Origin of the sequence: Isoptericola sp. S6320L (genome assembly GCF_023015685.1) — a bacterium.
Classification (GTDB): domain Bacteria; phylum Actinomycetota; class Actinomycetes; order Actinomycetales; family Cellulomonadaceae; genus Isoptericola; species Isoptericola halotolerans_A.
Map to the genome: position 1 here is coordinate 99,184 of NZ_JALKAT010000010.1, position 15,059 is coordinate 114,242.

Annotated in this window: 17 protein-coding genes and 1 tRNA gene; 9 read left to right on the top strand and 9 right to left on the bottom strand. The window is 70.5% G+C overall.

Going from position 1 to position 15,059, the window contains the following annotated elements; genetic code table 11:
* Positions 1-4 precede the first annotated feature (4 nt).
* The gene (locus MWU57_RS08210; RefSeq protein ID WP_246908690.1) at positions 5-856 is read right to left on the bottom strand and encodes a PHP domain-containing protein; all 852 of its coding nucleotides are present in this window, start codon (positions 854-856) and stop codon (positions 5-7) included.
* 195 nt (positions 857-1,051) lie between these two features.
* On the bottom strand, positions 1,052-1,285 hold the full coding sequence (locus tag MWU57_RS08215) for a hypothetical protein (protein ID WP_246908691.1): 234 nt from the start codon (positions 1,283-1,285) through the stop codon (positions 1,052-1,054).
* A gap of 244 nt (positions 1,286-1,529) precedes the next feature.
* Here MWU57_RS08215 and MWU57_RS08220 point away from each other — a divergent pair, with 244 nt between their 5' ends.
* Entirely contained in the window at positions 1,530-1,742 is a 213-nt protein-coding gene (locus tag MWU57_RS08220; protein ID WP_246908692.1) for a helix-turn-helix domain-containing protein, read from the top strand.
* Positions 1,739-2,971 carry a tyrosine recombinase XerC gene (xerC, locus tag MWU57_RS08225; RefSeq protein ID WP_246908693.1) on the top strand — a complete coding sequence of 411 codons (1,233 nt, stop codon included), beginning with the start codon at positions 1,739-1,741 and terminating at the stop codon, positions 2,969-2,971. Before MWU57_RS08220 ends, xerC begins: the two co-directional genes overlap by 4 nt.
* A 234-nt stretch (positions 2,972-3,205) precedes the next feature.
* Here xerC and MWU57_RS08230 read toward each other — a convergent pair.
* From MWU57_RS08230 to MWU57_RS08240, 3 genes are all read right to left on the bottom strand, one after another.
* A tRNA-Pro gene (locus MWU57_RS08230) sits at positions 3,206-3,282 on the bottom strand.
* Between the two features lie 89 nt (positions 3,283-3,371).
* On the bottom strand, positions 3,372-4,280 hold the full coding sequence (locus tag MWU57_RS08235) for a metallophosphoesterase (RefSeq protein WP_246908694.1): 909 nt from the start codon (positions 4,278-4,280) through the stop codon (positions 3,372-3,374).
* 11 nt (positions 4,281-4,291) lie between these two features.
* Entirely contained in the window at positions 4,292-6,655 is a 2,364-nt protein-coding gene (locus MWU57_RS08240) for a transglycosylase domain-containing protein (RefSeq protein ID WP_246908696.1), read from the bottom strand.
* A 141-nt stretch (positions 6,656-6,796) separates the two neighbouring features.
* On the opposite strand from MWU57_RS08240, the gene MWU57_RS08245 reads away from it, so the two are divergent.
* From MWU57_RS08245 to MWU57_RS18060, 3 genes are all read left to right on the top strand, one after another.
* Positions 6,797-6,958 carry a DUF4177 domain-containing protein gene (locus MWU57_RS08245; protein WP_098464656.1) on the top strand — a complete coding sequence of 54 codons (162 nt, stop codon included), beginning with the start codon at positions 6,797-6,799 and terminating at the stop codon, positions 6,956-6,958.
* An 8-nt stretch (positions 6,959-6,966) separates the two neighbouring features.
* Positions 6,967-7,434, top strand: a complete 468-nt coding sequence (locus MWU57_RS08250; RefSeq protein ID WP_246908698.1) for a RidA family protein — start codon at positions 6,967-6,969, stop codon at positions 7,432-7,434.
* Positions 7,435-7,967: 533 nt separating this feature from the next.
* Positions 7,968-8,090, top strand: a complete 123-nt coding sequence (locus MWU57_RS18060; RefSeq protein WP_281495429.1) for a hypothetical protein — start codon at positions 7,968-7,970, stop codon at positions 8,088-8,090.
* Positions 8,091-8,986: 896 nt separating this feature from the next.
* On the opposite strand, the gene MWU57_RS08255 is transcribed toward MWU57_RS18060, so the two are convergent.
* Complete coding sequence (locus tag MWU57_RS08255) at positions 8,987-9,664, bottom strand: Crp/Fnr family transcriptional regulator (protein WP_106266234.1); 678 nt, start codon at positions 9,662-9,664, stop codon at positions 8,987-8,989.
* Positions 9,665-9,866: 202 nt separating this feature from the next.
* Between MWU57_RS08255 and nth the strand changes: the two genes are divergently transcribed.
* Positions 9,867-10,598, top strand: coding sequence for an endonuclease III (nth, locus tag MWU57_RS08260; RefSeq protein WP_246908700.1), 732 nt, complete (start codon positions 9,867-9,869; stop codon positions 10,596-10,598).
* A gap of 106 nt (positions 10,599-10,704) precedes the next feature.
* On the opposite strand, the gene MWU57_RS08265 is transcribed toward nth, so the two are convergent.
* Positions 10,705-11,634, bottom strand: a complete 930-nt coding sequence (locus tag MWU57_RS08265) for an alpha/beta fold hydrolase (RefSeq protein ID WP_106266482.1) — start codon at positions 11,632-11,634, stop codon at positions 10,705-10,707.
* A gap of 26 nt (positions 11,635-11,660) precedes the next feature.
* Positions 11,661-12,407, bottom strand: a complete 747-nt coding sequence (locus tag MWU57_RS08270) for a response regulator transcription factor (RefSeq protein WP_246908701.1) — start codon at positions 12,405-12,407, stop codon at positions 11,661-11,663.
* A gap of 87 nt (positions 12,408-12,494) precedes the next feature.
* Here MWU57_RS08270 and MWU57_RS08275 point away from each other — a divergent pair, with 87 nt between their 5' ends.
* Positions 12,495-13,229, top strand: a complete 735-nt coding sequence (locus MWU57_RS08275; RefSeq protein WP_246908702.1) for a hypothetical protein — start codon at positions 12,495-12,497, stop codon at positions 13,227-13,229.
* 33 nt (positions 13,230-13,262) lie between these two features.
* Here the strand turns inward: MWU57_RS08275 and MWU57_RS08280 are convergent, their stop codons facing one another.
* On the bottom strand, positions 13,263-13,925 hold the full coding sequence (locus MWU57_RS08280) for a YceI family protein (RefSeq protein WP_246908703.1): 663 nt from the start codon (positions 13,923-13,925) through the stop codon (positions 13,263-13,265).
* A 178-nt stretch (positions 13,926-14,103) separates the two neighbouring features.
* Here MWU57_RS08280 and MWU57_RS08285 point away from each other — a divergent pair, with 178 nt between their 5' ends.
* Positions 14,104-14,568 (top strand): thioredoxin family protein, encoded by a 465-nt coding sequence (locus MWU57_RS08285; protein ID WP_246908704.1) that lies wholly within the window; start codon positions 14,104-14,106, stop codon positions 14,566-14,568.
* The gene (locus MWU57_RS08290) at positions 14,565-15,050 is read left to right on the top strand and encodes a DUF4395 domain-containing protein (protein ID WP_246908705.1); all 486 of its coding nucleotides are present in this window, start codon (positions 14,565-14,567) and stop codon (positions 15,048-15,050) included. The genes MWU57_RS08285 and MWU57_RS08290 overlap by 4 nt, the downstream gene beginning before the upstream one ends.
* Positions 15,051-15,059: the final 9 nt, after the last annotated feature.

Here is a 15,059-nt window from a genome sequence, read left to right on the forward strand (position 1 = left end):
CACGCTAGCGAGTCCAGAACTCCTCCAGGGTGCGGCCGGGTCGGAAGCCGAAGTGTTCGAGCATCGCCGTGGCCTCGGGGAAGTTCGACGCGATGGCGTCGGGCGTGTGGGCGTCGCTGCCGAAGGTCACCGCCGTGCCGCCGGCATCGGCCCACCACTCGGGGATCCACGGCCAGAGCCGGCGGGTGTTCATCTCAAGCGCGCGGCCGCCGTCGGCGATTGACTGCAGCGCCGCGCGAAAGCCGTCCTCGAACGCGCGTGGATCGAACGGTCCGGCGGTGGCGACGGGCCACGTGCGCACCGCGTAGTCGATGTGCGTGAAGACCTCGAAGGCGTCGGATCCCGCGACCGTGACGCGCACCTGGGCGAGGTAGGCGTGCAGGACGTCGCCCGGGTCGTGGTCTCGGTACAGCGTGTGGGGTTCGGCCGGACCGTCGCCCAGATCGAGCGTGTGGAGCGAGCCGAGCACGCGATCGATGAGGTCCAGGTCAACGACCTGGGCCGCGCGACGACCCATCAGATGGGGCTGGCCGAACTCGACCCCCGTGTGGATGTGCAGGTCAGGAAACTCGTGCCGCATGCGGTCGACCGCGTCCAGGTAGCCCGCCGCGTCGAAGGGTGCGAAGTCGACGCGGCCCGCAGCGTTGAGGAAGTCCTGCTGGTATGCCATCAGGTCCTCGGGCTCAGCCCGCCACGTGTCGGGAATGTCGAGGTGCTCGGTGAAGTAGATCGCGCCGAGCCCGATCCGCACGGCGTGCTCACACGTGGCCCGCATACGTCCGGCGGCCTGCGAGGTCGGGCCGCCGGTGTCCCAGGACCACTCGCTGTGCACGTGGCTGTCGGCCGGTAGCGTCATGTCCGCATATCAGCCGATCGGCGACGATACCGCAAGCCGACGACGGGGTCCCATGTTCGGCCCCGTTCCGGTCATCGCGCCTGTGCGCGCACACGCCAACAGTCCGAAGCGTCCGGCAGGGCTGTGACCTGCGGGAACGCACCGGGTCGGACGGATCGAACCGCCCGACATCTGTCGTAGCGAAGGTGGGCGTGGTCATGCGGCACCGCCGATCACGCCTCGGGTGACCACGGCGCCGGTGCGGGCGACGGTGAAGCGCAGACGAGCGTGCCTGGCGGGGTGGGTGAGCGCGTCGGTGGCGCAGTCGAGGCAGACGGCGTACCGGTGCTCGCCGTCGACGGCGATGAAGGTGATGGTCCCGACGACGGCGGCGTCGCACGAGTCGCAACGGCGCGCGAACGGCAAGCCCCTGTTGGTCTGGGTCCTCATAGCCCTGGATCCCTCCGGTCGTGGCGGGTGTCGAGAGGCGGGTGCCCCTCGCCAGAGGAATGCCTGTCCGACGGCCGCGGAGTAACACCGCATGGACACACCCGGGTCTGCCCGGGTTCGTCGTCGGCCCATAGAGTTCAGGTTCGCCTGTTACTCCGCCGGCCCTCGGGAGGCATTCCCAGGGTGTGAGGGAAGTTCCCTCGCCGGCACTGCTGGTGCCGGCAACAACGCCCTTGGGGGAGAAATGTCGAGGAATGAGCCGATCACCGCCAGCCAGGTCGCCCCGATGCTCTACCGGGTCGAGGAGGCTGCCGAGGTGCTGCGCGTCGGGCGGACCGTCGTCTACGAGCTGATCCGGTGCGGTGCCCTGCGTACCGTCAAGGTCGGTACCCGCCGCCTCGTGCCCGTCGAGGCTGTGCGTGACTACGTCGACAGCCTCTCGGACGGTGCCGCATGACCGAGCGGTCGAAGAAGCCGCCGCGTCGCTCACGCGGCGAAGGTGGCGTCTACTGGAACGAGAAGCGGCAACGCTGGGTCGCCACCCGGGTTGTCGCCTACGACGACCGTGGCAAGGAGGTCCGCAAGACGGGCTACGGCAAGTCGCGCTCGGCGGCAATCGATTCTGTGCGTCGGCTCGTCCGCGCCTACGAGAACGGTGTCCCGCCGGGCGCCGAGAAACTCACCGTGCGCGACGCGGTCGACGACTGGCTCCGATACGGCCAAGGTCAGGTCGACGAGAGTACGGTCAAGACGCGCGCGTACTTGTCCGCGCACGTCATCGACGGGCTTGGCGACGTGCTGCTCAGGAAGCTGACGACCAAGCACGTCGAGGCGTTGCTGGCCGAGCTGGCGAAGACACGCTCGACGCGCACGGTCGCTGACGTCAAGGCGCAGTTCAACAGCGCGATCAAGCGTGCCGTCGCGCGTGACCTCATCGAGCGGAACGTGGTCGAGTTCGCCGTGACCCCACGAGGGCGTGCTGGGCGGAAGTCGAAGTCCCTGACCGAGAAGCAGGCGCTGGACGTCCTTGAGCTGACCAAAGGGCACTGGATGTACCCGTACATCGTCGTGTCGATGCTCGTCGGCATCCGCACCGAGGAGATGCGCGCCCTGACGTGGAACCACGTCGACCTCGCCTCGAGCCCACCCGCGATCGAGGTCTGGCGCTCCGTGCGGACATCCGGGGACACCAAGACCAGGAAGTCCCGGCGCACCCTCGCCCTACCCGACGTCGCATCGGAGGCTCTGGGTAGGCGTCGCCGAGAGCAGGAGACAGACCGCGCCAGGGCTGGCTCCGACTGGGCCGAGACCGGCCACGTGTTCACGACGTCGGTCGGCACTCCGCTCGACGCCGCGGACGTGCGTCGCGCGTTCCGGTCCGCGCTCAAGCTCGTCCCCTCGGTGGATGCCAAGGAGTGGACCCCGCGCGAGCTGCGCCACTCGTTCGTGTCGCTCATGTCCGCTGGCGGAGCGGCCGTCGAGCAGATTGCCCACGTCGTCGGGCACTCCGACACCTCGACCACAGAGCGCATCTACCGCCACGAGCTGCGCCCTGTGATCCACACCGGGGCGACGTTCATGAACGAGTTCGCCGGCATGGAGGTGGTCAACCCCGAGTGGCACATGGACCCGTTGTTCAAGATGCCGGGGAACGGCCAGGTGCGACAGGCGGACGATGGCGGGTGACAGACGGAGCATCCGGGGATGAGGGCTCGATCGTCGCGGACGATCAAGCCCTCGTTGCCTGGGAGGTGAGGATGCTCCAACTCGCGCCAGTGGTCCGCCGCAGACCGTCCAGACGCGCCGGAGTCCCGGGCCGTAATGAAGCAGGTGATGAAGCATCCCCGCAACCGGTCCCGTCGAGGCAATGCGAAAGGCCCTCCGCACTCAGCGTTTCCGCTGGTCAGAGGGCCTTTCTGGTGGTCGGGGTGACAGGATTTGAACCTGCGACCTCTTCGTCCCGAACGAAGCGCGCTACCAAGCTGCGCCACACCCCGAAGGACTGCATCCGCAGCACAGGACGAGCCCGTCCGCGGAAGCCTGCTCAGAATAGCCGACGATCGCCCGGGAACGAAAACCGGATCCGCTAGCGCGCCGTGAACGTGATCAACGTCGCCTCGGGGCGGCACGCGAACCGCACCGGCGCGTACGGCGAGGTGCCCGCGCCGGCCGAGACGTGCAACCAGGTGGAGTCCCCGCCGTCGGGCGCGTCCGGGCGGGCGCCGGGCCAGCCGTGGAGTCCCTTGGCCCGCCGCTGGTCGATGTCGCAGTTGGTCACCAGCGCTCCGTAGAACGGCACGCAGAGCTGGCCGCCGTGCGTGTGCCCGGCGATGATCGCGTCCGCGCCGTCGGCGTACATCTGGTCGAGCACGCGGGTGTACGGGGCGTGCGTGACGCCGAGCCGGAGCAGCGCCTCGCCCTCGTCGTCCTGCGCCGGGCTGGGTGCGGGGAAGTCGTCGAGGCCGAGGTGCGGGTCGTCGACCCCCGCGAACGCGATGCGTCGTCCGTCGACGACGACGGCGTCACGCCGGTTCGTCAGGTCCGCCCACCCGGCGCCGGACATCGCCGCGGCCAGCTCGGCGGCCGGCAGGTTGGGCGCGCTGCGGGTGCGAGGGCCGGACCGCGTCCACAGGTAGCGGGCGGGGTTCTTCGGCTTGGGCGCGTAGTAGTCGTTCGACCCCATGACGAAGGCGCCCGGAGCCTGCTCGAGCAGCGGCCCCAGCGCGTGGAGCAGCGGACCGAGGGCCTCACGGTGCGCCAGGTTGTCACCCGTGTCGATGACCAGATCCGGCTCGAGGGCCGCCAGCGACCGCACCCAGGCGATCTTGCGGTGCTGGGTGGGCGTCAGGTGCAGGTCGGAGACGTGCAGGACCCGTAGGTCGCGCTCACCGGCCGGCAGGGCCGGAACGGTCACGTGCCGGACGGTGAAGAGCTTGGTCTCCAGATGGGCGTAGGCGAGCCCGGCTGCCGCGACGGAGACGATCCCGCCGAGCACCCCGCGGGCGCTCAGTCGTCGCCCCCGTTGCCGTTGCCGCCGCCGTTGCCGCCGCCGTTGCCGCCGCCGTTGCCGCCGCCGTTGCCGTTGCCGTTGTCGTCGCCGCCGTTGCCGCCACCGCCGCCATTGTTGTCGCCGCCGTCGTCGGACGAGTCAGACGACTCTTCGTCGTCGTCATCGGTCGACGGCGGGACATACGGCGCCGGCGCCTGCCCGATGAGGTTCTGGTCGGGCGAGCCGAAGTCCTGCACAGGCATGCCCTCGACGGCCACGTCCATGTATTCCTTCCACGCCGGAGCGGCGACCCGCGAGCCGTACATCGGCATGTGGGTCACGCCGTTGACGGTGATCGGCACCGTCGCGTGGTCCTCGAGCGGGTTGTCGACCGAACCGACCCACACCGTGGTGGCGAGCTGCGGGGTGAACCCGCTGAACCAGGTCTGCGCGGCCAGCTGCGAGGTACCGGTCTTGCCGGCGACCGGTCGCCCGTCGGCCAGGCCGCCGAGAGCCCTCGCGGTACCGGTGCCGCTGAACACCTGCTCCATGGCGTACACGACCGTGTTCGCGATGTTGCTGGGCAGCGCATTCTTGTCGCACTTGGACGCGGGGACGTCGTACGCCTCGCCGTCCGGACCGGTCACCTCGGTGACCGCGACCGGCGTGCAGTAGGTGCCGCCCGAGGCCAAGGTGCCGTACATGGCGGCCATGTTGAGCGGCGAGGACTCCTGGGTACCGAGCACCATCGGAGCCTGGACGTCGACGTCGGACTTCTTCGCGCTCGTCAGCGGTCCGTGGTTCGGCTTGCTCGTGGGCCGGAAGCCCATGTCCCAGGCGTTGTCCGCGAGGTCGCAGAGGTTGATCTCGTAGCCCATCGACGCGTACGCGGTGTTCACGGACTCGTAGGTGGCTCGCAGCACGGAGATGTTGCCCGCCGTGTTGCCCTCGGCGTTCGCCGGCTCCCACGGCTTGGCGCTGGTGAGCTGGGTGCAGGGAGCGTTGAAGTTCTGGGGCCAACGGCCCACCTTGTTGGCCGTGACGGTCTCGTTCAGCGTGTGCCCCTCGCGCAGCCACTGGGCGAGCACGACCGGCTTGAAGTTCGAACCCGGCTGGAACCCACCGGACGCGCCGTGGATGTAGTCGGCGTTGTAGTTGACGGTCGTGTCGCGGGAGGCCTTGTCGGCGGCCTTCGTCCCCGTGTAGGGCACGTTCTGCGCCATCGCCTTGATCTTGCCCGTGCCCGGCTCGACCGAGACGACGGAGGCCTCGAGGCCGCTCTGGTCGTCCGGCGGGATGTTGTTCTTGATGGTCTTGTACGCCTGGCGCTGCATCTTCATGTCCAGCGTCGTGTGGATCTCGAGCCCGCCACGGTAGAGCAGCTTGTTGCGGTCGGCCCGCGTCTCGCCGTACGTCGCGTCGAGGAGGATCTCCTTGATCACGTAGTCGCAGAAGAACGCCGATCCGTTGGCCGATTGGCAACCGGCCGACACCGGCGTCACCTTCAGGGTGTCCTCGAGCGGCGTCTCCTGTGCTTCCTCGCGCTGCTCGGTGGTGATGTACCCGAGCTTCCACATGTTCTGCAGGACCAGGTTGCGGCGTTCCTCCGCGTTCTCCGGGTTCTGCGTGGGGTCGAACTGGCTCGGCGCCTTCGTCACACCGGCGATGGTGGCCGCCTCGACCGGCGTCAGGTCGATCGCGGACTTGTCGAAGTAGTAGCGGGAGGCAGTCTCGACGCCGTAGATCTGGTTCTTGCCGTACTGCGCCACGTTGAGGTAGCCCTGGAGGATCTCCTCCTTGGACATCTTCTTCTCGAGCGCGATGGCCATCTTCGCCTCGCGGAGCTTGCGGTTGAGGGTGTCCTCGTGCGCGTCGATCACCGCGAAGGGGTCGCCGTCCTGCAGCGCCGCCTCGATGAGCATGTTCTTGACGTACTGCTGCGTGATCGTCGACGCGCCCTGCGTGTCCGAGCCGCTGAGGTTGTTGACCGCCGCGCGGGTGATGCCCTTGGGATCCACGCCGTTGTGCTCGTAGAAGCGCTCGTCCTCGATGGCGATGGCCGCATGCTGCATGTGCTCGGAGATCTCCTCGAGCGGTAGCACGATGCGGTTCTGGTAGTAGAACGTGGCCAGCAGCTTGCCGTTGCTCGCGTAGATGCGCGACTGCTGCGACAACGGCTGCGGCTCGAGCTCGGCCGGCACGTCGTCGTACATCTCGATGGTGCTGTCGGCGGCGGCGTTGGCGCCGGCGACCGCCGGGATGACGAACCCCGCAGCGAGCACGCCACCGGCGCCGGCGGCGAGCAGGAAGGCGAGCAGGAGCGCGACCATCTGGGTCGCGGGGATCGTGCGCGTCATGCTGCGCGGCTCAGAGTTCGCCATGTTCCAAGCCTAGAGGGTCACCCCGACGGGGCCAGCCGATCCGCGCACCGCGCGTGTGCAGGTCCTGTGGAGCGGTGGTCGAGGCCGGAGAACGGCCGGTCCCGGACGTCGGGCTTCACCCGCTCGGGCTACCATCGCCGCATGGCTACCACGTGGGAATACGCGACCATCCCCCTCCTCATCCACAACACCAAGGCGATCCTGGACCAGTGGGGTGCGGACGGCTGGGAGCTCGTGCAGGTCGTGCCCGGCCCCGACGGCACCGGGCTGGTCGCCTACCTCAAGCGGCCCTCCGGCGCGTGAGCGCGGGTATGAGCATCGACAGCCGCCTCGCCGAGCTGGGCATCACCCTGCCCGACGTCGCAGCACCGGTCGCGGCGTACCAGCCGGCGGTCCGCTCGGGGAGCTACGTCTACACCGCCGGGCAGCTCCCGTTCGTGAGCGGCGAGCTGCCCGTCACGGGGAAGGTCGGCGAGGGCGACGGTCTCGTCGACGCCGCCACGGCCACGGACCTGGCCCGCACCTGCGCGCTCAACGCGCTCGCTGCGGTGCGCTCCGTCGTCGGCTCTCTCGACGATGTCCGCATCGTTAAGGTGACCGGGTTCGTCGCGAGCGACCCGTCGTTCACCGGTCAGCCCGCCGTGCTCAACGGTGCCAGCACGGTGCTCGGTGAGATCTTCGGCGACGCCGGCACGCACGCGCGCTCCGCCGTCGGCGTCGCGGTCCTCCCGCTGGACGCCCCGGTCGAGGTCGAGCTGATCGTCACCCTCCCCGAGTAGGCCTTCAAGCACCTGGTTCCTCACGCAACAACAAGTTCTCCTCCACCTCCCGCACCGCCGTCTGACGGCTTGGCCCGGATCGCAGTACACAACGTGTGAGTCGCAGTACATAACGTACGAGCGGGTGCGAAGGGCCACTCGCACCCAGGGTGCAGGCAGGGTCGGGTTGTGGGCTGTGAACCGCGTCTTCGCTGGCGAGGCGAGCGTGCCGTGTCCCATTAACCGGCAAGATCGATCAAGCCACGCGCCGAAGGACACCACAATGGCCGAAGTTGGGCCCCGCGCGAGGTGATGAGGTCCAAGCAGATGCTAGTCGAGTCGCTCGCCAGTCTGCCCAGTCGCGGGCTCAGTCCGGGCATCGGCCGGTCGCGCCAGCTGTTCGCGGTTGCCATTATGTGAATAGTCGATCGGATCGATGCTCGGACGCGGTTGCCGTTCAGGTTTGTACCTGCACCGCTGAGGTTTCGAGGCGAACAGATTGTTGAGTAGCCGGTCATAGGAGGCGAGCGTTTTATGTCCTACGGTAGTCTAAGGTGAAGAATGCAAAGCGGCTCTTTTTGGCCCTTTTGGCCCTTTTAGCCATTGCGGCGATCCTTGCTTTAGGTTGGTGGATTCTCGACATTTTTGCCCGGATGTGGTTCCGCGCTGCTCCATGACGGCAGTTTGCTGGTGCTATCGCCAGTCTTCGCAAGTGACGTTCTCGACATGATACTTCTCGCGCCCTGCGCAACGACGCCACGCCCGACTCGGTACCCGGCTCACCGATTCGCTCATGACCGCATGGTTCAGTTGGGATAGCTGCACGGATAGGTGACATCTGACCTGTGGTTGACCTGTGGTGCCTGCGGGTGCTGCTGGAAGGATGTGTCCCGTGCCCAGACCCCAACCCAAGGAGTTCGGCGACGACGTCTTGGCGATCGCTCGCCGCGGCGAGGCTCCGATCAAGAAGATCGCGAGGACTTTGGAATCTCCGAGTCGTGCCTGCGCAACGGTCTCCGCCGTCGGCGACCTTGCGGCCAGAATCGAGCAAGTGTCCAACATCTTGCGCCGGAACTCCGGAGAATACCCACGACGTCCCACGAGGCCACTCCTACCGGGTCAGGTGGCACAAGAATCCAGTAATCCGGCTCCACGGAACGCGGGACACACCATCGTTCCTGCTGCGGGTGTTCTCGCGGTTCTCGCGGCTGTGGGCGCGCCACCCGCCGCCGTCGGGGATGCGTCCACGGCCGACCGTGCCGGCCTCGCCTTCGATGGCGAACCGGTGCAGCCAGCACCGAACGCACTGCGCGAGACGCCCATCGCCGCAGCGATGTGTGCCTGCTTCCAGCTCTGGCGGCGACGCTCGACGATCAGCATCCTCCGCGAGACTTCTGGCGGGCGTTCGCGTGGGACACGAAGACCTCCGGGTTGTGAAGACTTCAGACATCTCCACTAAGCCCGGGGGTCCTCCCTCTCGCCAACCGGAACTGATACCAACCTCATGACCGAGTACACCTAGGGAACGCGGTGGCCTGCCCGCTTCTTATCGGACACTCGCGCCTCAGCGGGCTCAGCGAGCCCTTCGCTCCAGGCGGTCCAGGTCCAGCAGGACGACGGCGCGGCCCTCGCGCCGGACCCAGCCGCGGGTCGCGAAGTCGGCCAGCGCCTTGTTGACGGTCTCGCGGGAGGCGCCGACGAGCTGGGCGAGCTCCTCTTGCGTGAGGTCGTGGGCGACGCGGACGCCCTCGTCGTTGGGCTCGCCGAACCGGTTGGACAGGTCGAGCAGCGCCTTGGCGACGCGGCCGGGCACGTCGGAGAAGACGAGGTCGGCGAGGGTCTCGTTCGTGCGACGCAGCCGGCGGGCCAGGGCGCCGAGCAGCGTCGTGGCGACGTTGGGGTGCGCGGCGATCCACTGGACGAGGGCCTGGTGGCGCAGTTCGTAGCAGAGGGCGTCGGAGACGGACGAGGCCGTGGCGGTGCGGGGGCCGGGGTCGAACAGCGACAGCTCGCCGAACATCTCGCCCGGTCCGAGGATCGAGAGCAGGTTCTCGCGGCCGTCGCTGGAGCGGCGACCGAGCTTGATCTTGCCCTGCGCGATCACGTACAAACGATCGCCCGGCTCTCCCTCGCGGAACAGGACGTCTCCGCGGGTCAGCTCGACGGGGATCATGGATTCGAAGAGTGCCTTCGACTCTTCGCTGTCCATGTCCGCGAAGAGGGGGGCGGAGAGCACGACGGTGTCGTCCACAGGAATCCTCACGTTCTCAGATGTCGTCCGCGCGGGACGGTGCTGTCTCGAAATGTGTTCCAGGTCTCAGTGTGCCTCACGCAGGGGCATCGTGCCTGGAAGGGTCGGTCTCGGGTGGCTCCCCGGCGAACGAACGAGCGGCCGCCGTGGTTCCTGTCAGGGCACCGCGGTCGGTGTCGGACGTGGCCGATACGCTGCCGAGGTGACCGCCGAGAAGCCACAGCAGCCTACCCCGACGGGGGAGTCGCCCCTGGCGCTGGTCCGCCGAGCGCGGCGGATCGACCGCGTGCTCGCCGAGACGTACCCGGAGGCGCGCGCCGAGCTCGACTTCACGACGCCGCTCGAGCTGCTGATCGCCACGGTGCTCTCCGCGCAGACGACGGACGTGCGGGTCAACGCGACGACCCCCACCCTGTTCGCCCGCTATCCCGACGCGGCCGCCCTCGCCGGCGCCGATCCTGTGGAGATGGAGGAGATCCTGCGCCCGCTGGGCTTCTACCGGGCCAAGACCCGTGCGGTGATGGGCCTCGGCCGCGCGCTGGTGGAGCGGTACGACGGCGAGGTGCCCGCCCGTCTGCAGGACCTCGTCACGCTTCCTGGCGTCGGGCGCAAGACGGCGAACGTGGTCCTGGGGAACGCGTTCGGCGTCCCGGGGATCACGGTCGACACGCACTTCGGCCGGCTGGCACGGCGGCTGGGCTTCACGACGGAGGAGGACCCGGTCAAGGTGGAGCACGCCGTCGGCGCCATCTTCCCGAAGAAGGACTGGACGATGCTCAGCCACCACCTCGTGTGGCACGGGCGGAGGATCTGCCATGCGCGTCGTCCGGCGTGCGGGGCCTGCCCGGTGGCCCGGTGGTGCCCCTCGTACGGCGCGGGCGAGACCGACCCGGCGGCCGCGGCAAAGCTCGTCCGCACGGGCGGCCGGGCCTGAGCGGCACTACCTCGCCGGGCCGGCGACTACCTCGCCGGTTGGGCCACTACGTCGCCGGGCGCGGCACTATCTCGGCAAGCGAGGTACTACCTCGGCGGGTGGGTGACTACCTCGCGGCGAGGGCGTGCGGGAGCCAGTCGGCGAGGAGGGCGTCGACCGCGTCCGGGGCCTCCTCGGCGAGGTAGTGGCCGGCGCCCTCGACCACCTCGAACCGGAAGTCGCGCGCGAGCGCCGCACCGTCGACGTCGGCCGTCGCGGCCCGCACGAATCCGTCGGCGGTGCCGTGCACCTGCAGCACGGGCACGTCGATCGGCCGGCGCAGGGCCGCCAGGAACCGCCGTCCGCTGGGCCGCGCGGCGTATCGCGTCAGCCAGCGCAGGGACTCGACCGAGCTGTGCGCGGCGAACGGGATGCGGATGACCTGGCGGTACCGGTCCACGACCTCTGACGGCAGGGGTCGGGCCGCACCTGCGGCGAGCACGCGGGCCACCTCGTCGCCCCGCGTCAGGCGACGTTCGGCGACCGACGGAAGCTGGTAGAGGGCGAGCGTCTTGCGGGCGGCGGGGGTCAGCAGGCGCCGCCCGGGCACGTGCAGGCGCAGCGGGTGCGGCGAGGCCAGCGAGACCACACCGGCCGTGACGGCGGGCTGCAGCGCCGCCATCGCCCACGCCAGCGCACCGCCGGTGCCGGAGCCGACGACGACGGCACGGTCGTGACCGAGGGAGCGCACCACGCCGGCGACGTCCCGCGTGCGGGTGGGGATGTCGTGCCCGGAGGGCGGCTTGTCGGAGGCGCCCACACCCCGCAGGTCCATCGCGGCGACCCGGACGCCGTCGTCGGACAGCGCGGAGAGCTGGTGGCGCCATGCCCACCACATCTGGGGAAACCCGTGCAGGAACAGCACGAGCGGGGCGCGGTCGCCGTTGCCCCGGGCGGGGCCGGCCGTCGCGACGTGGAACCGGGAGCCGTTGGCCGGGACGAACTCGTGACGCCACGGCCCGTCCACGAGGGCGGAGGTGTAGTCGGTGTCGGGCATGGCGGTCACGCGCCGAACCTACCGGTTCAGCCGCCCGAGGACACCCGCGTGGAGCCTCGAGCGCCCGAGCCCGGGTCGTCGCCCTCGTCGTCGCGGGGCTCCTTCGGCGGGTCGAACCGGTAGCCGACGTTGCGCACGGTGCCGATGAGCTGCTCGTGCTCGGGCCCGAGCTTGGCGCGCAGGCGGCGCACGTGCACGTCGACCGTGCGGGTGCCGCCGTAGTAGTCGTAGCCCCACACCTCCTGCAGGAGCTGGGCGCGGGTGAAGACACGGCCCGGGTGCTGCACGAGGTACTTGAGGAGCTCGAACTCCTTGTAGGTGAGGTCGATCGGCCGGCCGCGGAGCCGGGCCGTGTAGCCGCCGGCGTCGATCGCGAGCTCGCCCGCGGAGATCTCCTGGGGCGAGTCGTCCGCCGGGCCGTGGGCCGACTTCTCCACGACGAGCCGCAGGCGGGCCTCGACCTCGGCGGGGGAGGCGTTCTCGAGCAGCAGGTCGTCCGCGCCCCACTCGTGGTTGACGACCGTGAGCCCACCCTCGGTCAGGACGAGCACGAGGGGGACGGTGAGGCCGGTCGCGTGCAGCAGTCGGCAGGTGGTGCGGGCGGCGACCAGGTCGCGGCGCGCGTCGAGCAGCACGACGTCCGAGTCGGGGGCGTCCACCAGCGCGGACGGCTCCATCGGCAGCACCCGCACCTTGTGCGAGAGCAGACCCAGTGCGGGCAGTACCTCGACCGACCCGCCTGTCGCGGGGGTCAGGATCAACAGCTCGGCCACGCGCACCTCCTCCCGCCACCGGTGGTGGTAAAGGTACCGTGCCCTGCGCCGGAGATCACAACGGGTCGGCATGCGAGACTCTTCGTCGTGACCGTGACCACCCGTGCCGTGACGACCGCCGCGCTCGCCGCGCTCGTCGCCGCCGCGGCGTACCTGGGGCCGCTGTGGACGACGGCCGCCGCCGCCGGTCTCGTGGTGCTCGTGGCGGTGGGCTGGGCCGCGCTGCTGCGACTGCCCGCGGAGGGCGCGACCGTGCTGGTGGTGCTGCTCGCCGGCCTCGGCGGTGTCGCGATGGCGTGGGCGACCGAGGACGAGCCCGTGCTGCGCAACGTCCCCCTGGTCATCGCGATGGCCCTGGTCCTCGCCTTCGTGGCGCAGATGCTCCGGCGTGGCGGACGCCCCCGGCTCGTGGAGTCGGTGAGCGGCATGACGGCGGGGATCGTCGTCGCGGTCTCCGCCTCCGGCTGGGTCGCCACGGGGCGTTCGGACGCCGGGGCGGCGCTGGTGCTGACCAGCGCCGTGGCGCTCGCCGTCGCCGCCGCGGTCTCGGCGCTGCCGATCGCCGGCGGCTGGACCGGCTCGCTCATCTCGGTCGCGCTCGGCGCCGTGGCGGGAGCGGGCACCGCGTCGGCGGTCCCGGAGGTGGAGCCGGTCACCGGCATGATCGCCGGGCTCGTGGCGGGACTGATCGCGGCGGCGCTGCGCTTCCTCTTCGAGCGCCAGCCGACGCTGTCGCTGCGCCGGGCGGGCCTGACGGCCGCCGCGGTCCCGGTCGTGGTGACGGGGATCCTCGTGTTCGTGGTGGGCCGCGTCGTCATCTGACGTGCCCGGCCGTCCGGCACACCGTCGGAGGCCTCATCCGTCGACGCGGATGGCCTCGCCCGCGAGCTCGATGCGGACGGTCTTGGCGACCAGCACGCCGCCGGCCTCCAGGGCGACGTTCCACAGCAGCCCGAACTTCTCCCGCTCGAAGTCCGCGGTGGCGCTGAACCCGAACAGGTGGCGGCCGTACGGGTCGGTGCCGACGCCGCCGAACTCCGCGTCGAGCGCGATCGGGTGCGTGACGCCACGGATCGTCAGGTGCCCGTGGAGCACGAACCGGGTGCGTGACCCGGCCGTGGCGCGCTGGGTGTCGACGTCCCGGCCGGGCAGGCGGCCCTTGAGCGCCGCCCACGAGAAGATCGGGTCGGGCGCGGGGTTCCACTCCACCCCGGTGGACCGGAACTCGATCGTGGGGAAGACGTCGACGTCGAGGAAGTCGGGGCTCTTGAGGTGCGCGTCCCGGTCGGGGTGCGCGGTCTCGATGGACGCGGCGTCGATCGACGCCGCCACGGTGGAGGCGAGCGGGTCCTCGGCGACGTGGATGACGGCGGAACCGGTGCCGAACTGCCCACGGACGGGGCTCACCATCATGTGCATCGCCAGGAAGCCGATGCGCTGGTGGGCGACGTCGAGCTCGTAGGTCCCGGGGGCGGGGACGACGAGGTCGTTCCAGATCCGGGTGGGGGCGTCGGTCATCGCGGGTCCTCCAGGGTGCCCGCGGCGGCTGCCGCTGCACCCGTCTCGTGAGCGGGTTGGCGGCGGTGCCGTGGCGTCGGGGCGCGTACGCTACGGCGCATCGCAGGCTCCACGGTACCGGGAACATTCATGCAAACGGATCTGTTCCCCGCCGGAGAAGGACCACAGGGAGGTCAGGATGTCCGTGCAGTGGCCGTCGCTCGTCGCGCTCGTCGTGCTGACCGCCGTCGTCGGCCTCGTCTGGCGGGGTCGGCAGGGCCGCCTGCGCCGGCACGACGGCGCCGCGGCCGGGGACGCGTCGGCGGTCTGGGCCGCCGACCTCGCCGCCCTGGGCGCTCTCCCCGGCGCGCGGGCCACGTTCCTGCAGTTCTCCGCGCCGGTGTGCGCCCCCTGCCGCGCCACCGCCCGGGTGCTGGGAGTGCTGTCGGCCGGGGAGCCCGGCGTCGCCCACGTGGAGGTCGACGTCGAGACCCACCTCGACCTGGCGCTCCGGGCGGGTGTCCTGCGTACCCCGACCGTGCTCGTGCTCGACGCCGCCGGGGCGGAGGTGGCTCGCGCGTCGGGAGCCATGACCCCCGCTCAGGCACGGGCCGCGCTCGCCGCCGTCACACCGATCGACCAGCCTTCCGGGAGGAACGCATGACCCGCACGCACCGCACCGCACCGCACACCCCGGAGGGGACGACGGCGGAGCCCGCCGGGATCGACCCCCGCGGTCCGCGCGTGGGAGCGGGGATCACGGCGGCGCTGCTCGCCGTCGTCGTGCTGCTGGGGCCCACCACCCCGGCGCTGGTGCTGCTCGCCGTCGTCGCGCTGAGCTTCCTGCCGGGCGCGGTCCGCGGTCCGCAGGCGACCTGGCAGGGCTGGCTGTTCCGCCTGCTCGTCCGCCCGCGCCTCGGCAGCCCGGAGCACCTGGAGGACCCGCGCCCGCCGCGGTTCGCCCAGCTCGTGGGCCTCGTCGTGACCGGTGCTGGTGTCGTGCTCGGCCTGGCCGGCGTCCTGGCGGCGGTGCCGTGGGCGGCGGGGATCGCCTTCCTGGCGGCGGCGCTCAACGCCACCGTCGGGCTGTGCCTCGGCTGCGAGCTCTACCTGATCGGCCGGCGGCTCCGGCGCGCCCGGGCCTGAGGCGCTGCA

Bases quoted from the DNA above. Each gene is read 5' to 3' on its own strand.
- MWU57_RS08210 (WP_246908690.1), bottom strand. From the start codon at position 856: ATGACGCTACCGGCCGACAGCCACGTGCACAGCGAGTGGTCCTGGGAC.
- MWU57_RS08215 (WP_246908691.1), bottom strand. From the start codon at position 1,285: ATGAGGACCCAGACCAACAGGGGCTTGCCGTTCGCGCGCCGTTGCGAC.
- MWU57_RS08220 (WP_246908692.1), top strand. From the start codon at position 1,530: ATGTCGAGGAATGAGCCGATCACCGCCAGCCAGGTCGCCCCGATGCTC.
- xerC (WP_246908693.1), top strand. From the start codon at position 1,739: ATGACCGAGCGGTCGAAGAAGCCGCCGCGTCGCTCACGCGGCGAAGGT.
- MWU57_RS08240 (WP_246908696.1), bottom strand. From the start codon at position 6,655: ATGGCGAACTCTGAGCCGCGCAGCATGACGCGCACGATCCCCGCGACC.
- MWU57_RS08245 (WP_098464656.1), top strand. From the start codon at position 6,797: ATGGCTACCACGTGGGAATACGCGACCATCCCCCTCCTCATCCACAAC.
- MWU57_RS08250 (WP_246908698.1), top strand. From the start codon at position 6,967: ATGAGCATCGACAGCCGCCTCGCCGAGCTGGGCATCACCCTGCCCGAC.
- MWU57_RS08265 (WP_106266482.1), bottom strand. From the start codon at position 11,634: ATGCCCGACACCGACTACACCTCCGCCCTCGTGGACGGGCCGTGGCGT.
- MWU57_RS08280 (WP_246908703.1), bottom strand. From the start codon at position 13,925: ATGACCGACGCCCCCACCCGGATCTGGAACGACCTCGTCGTCCCCGCC.
- MWU57_RS08285 (WP_246908704.1), top strand. From the start codon at position 14,104: ATGTCCGTGCAGTGGCCGTCGCTCGTCGCGCTCGTCGTGCTGACCGCC.
- MWU57_RS08290 (WP_246908705.1), top strand. From the start codon at position 14,565: ATGACCCGCACGCACCGCACCGCACCGCACACCCCGGAGGGGACGACG.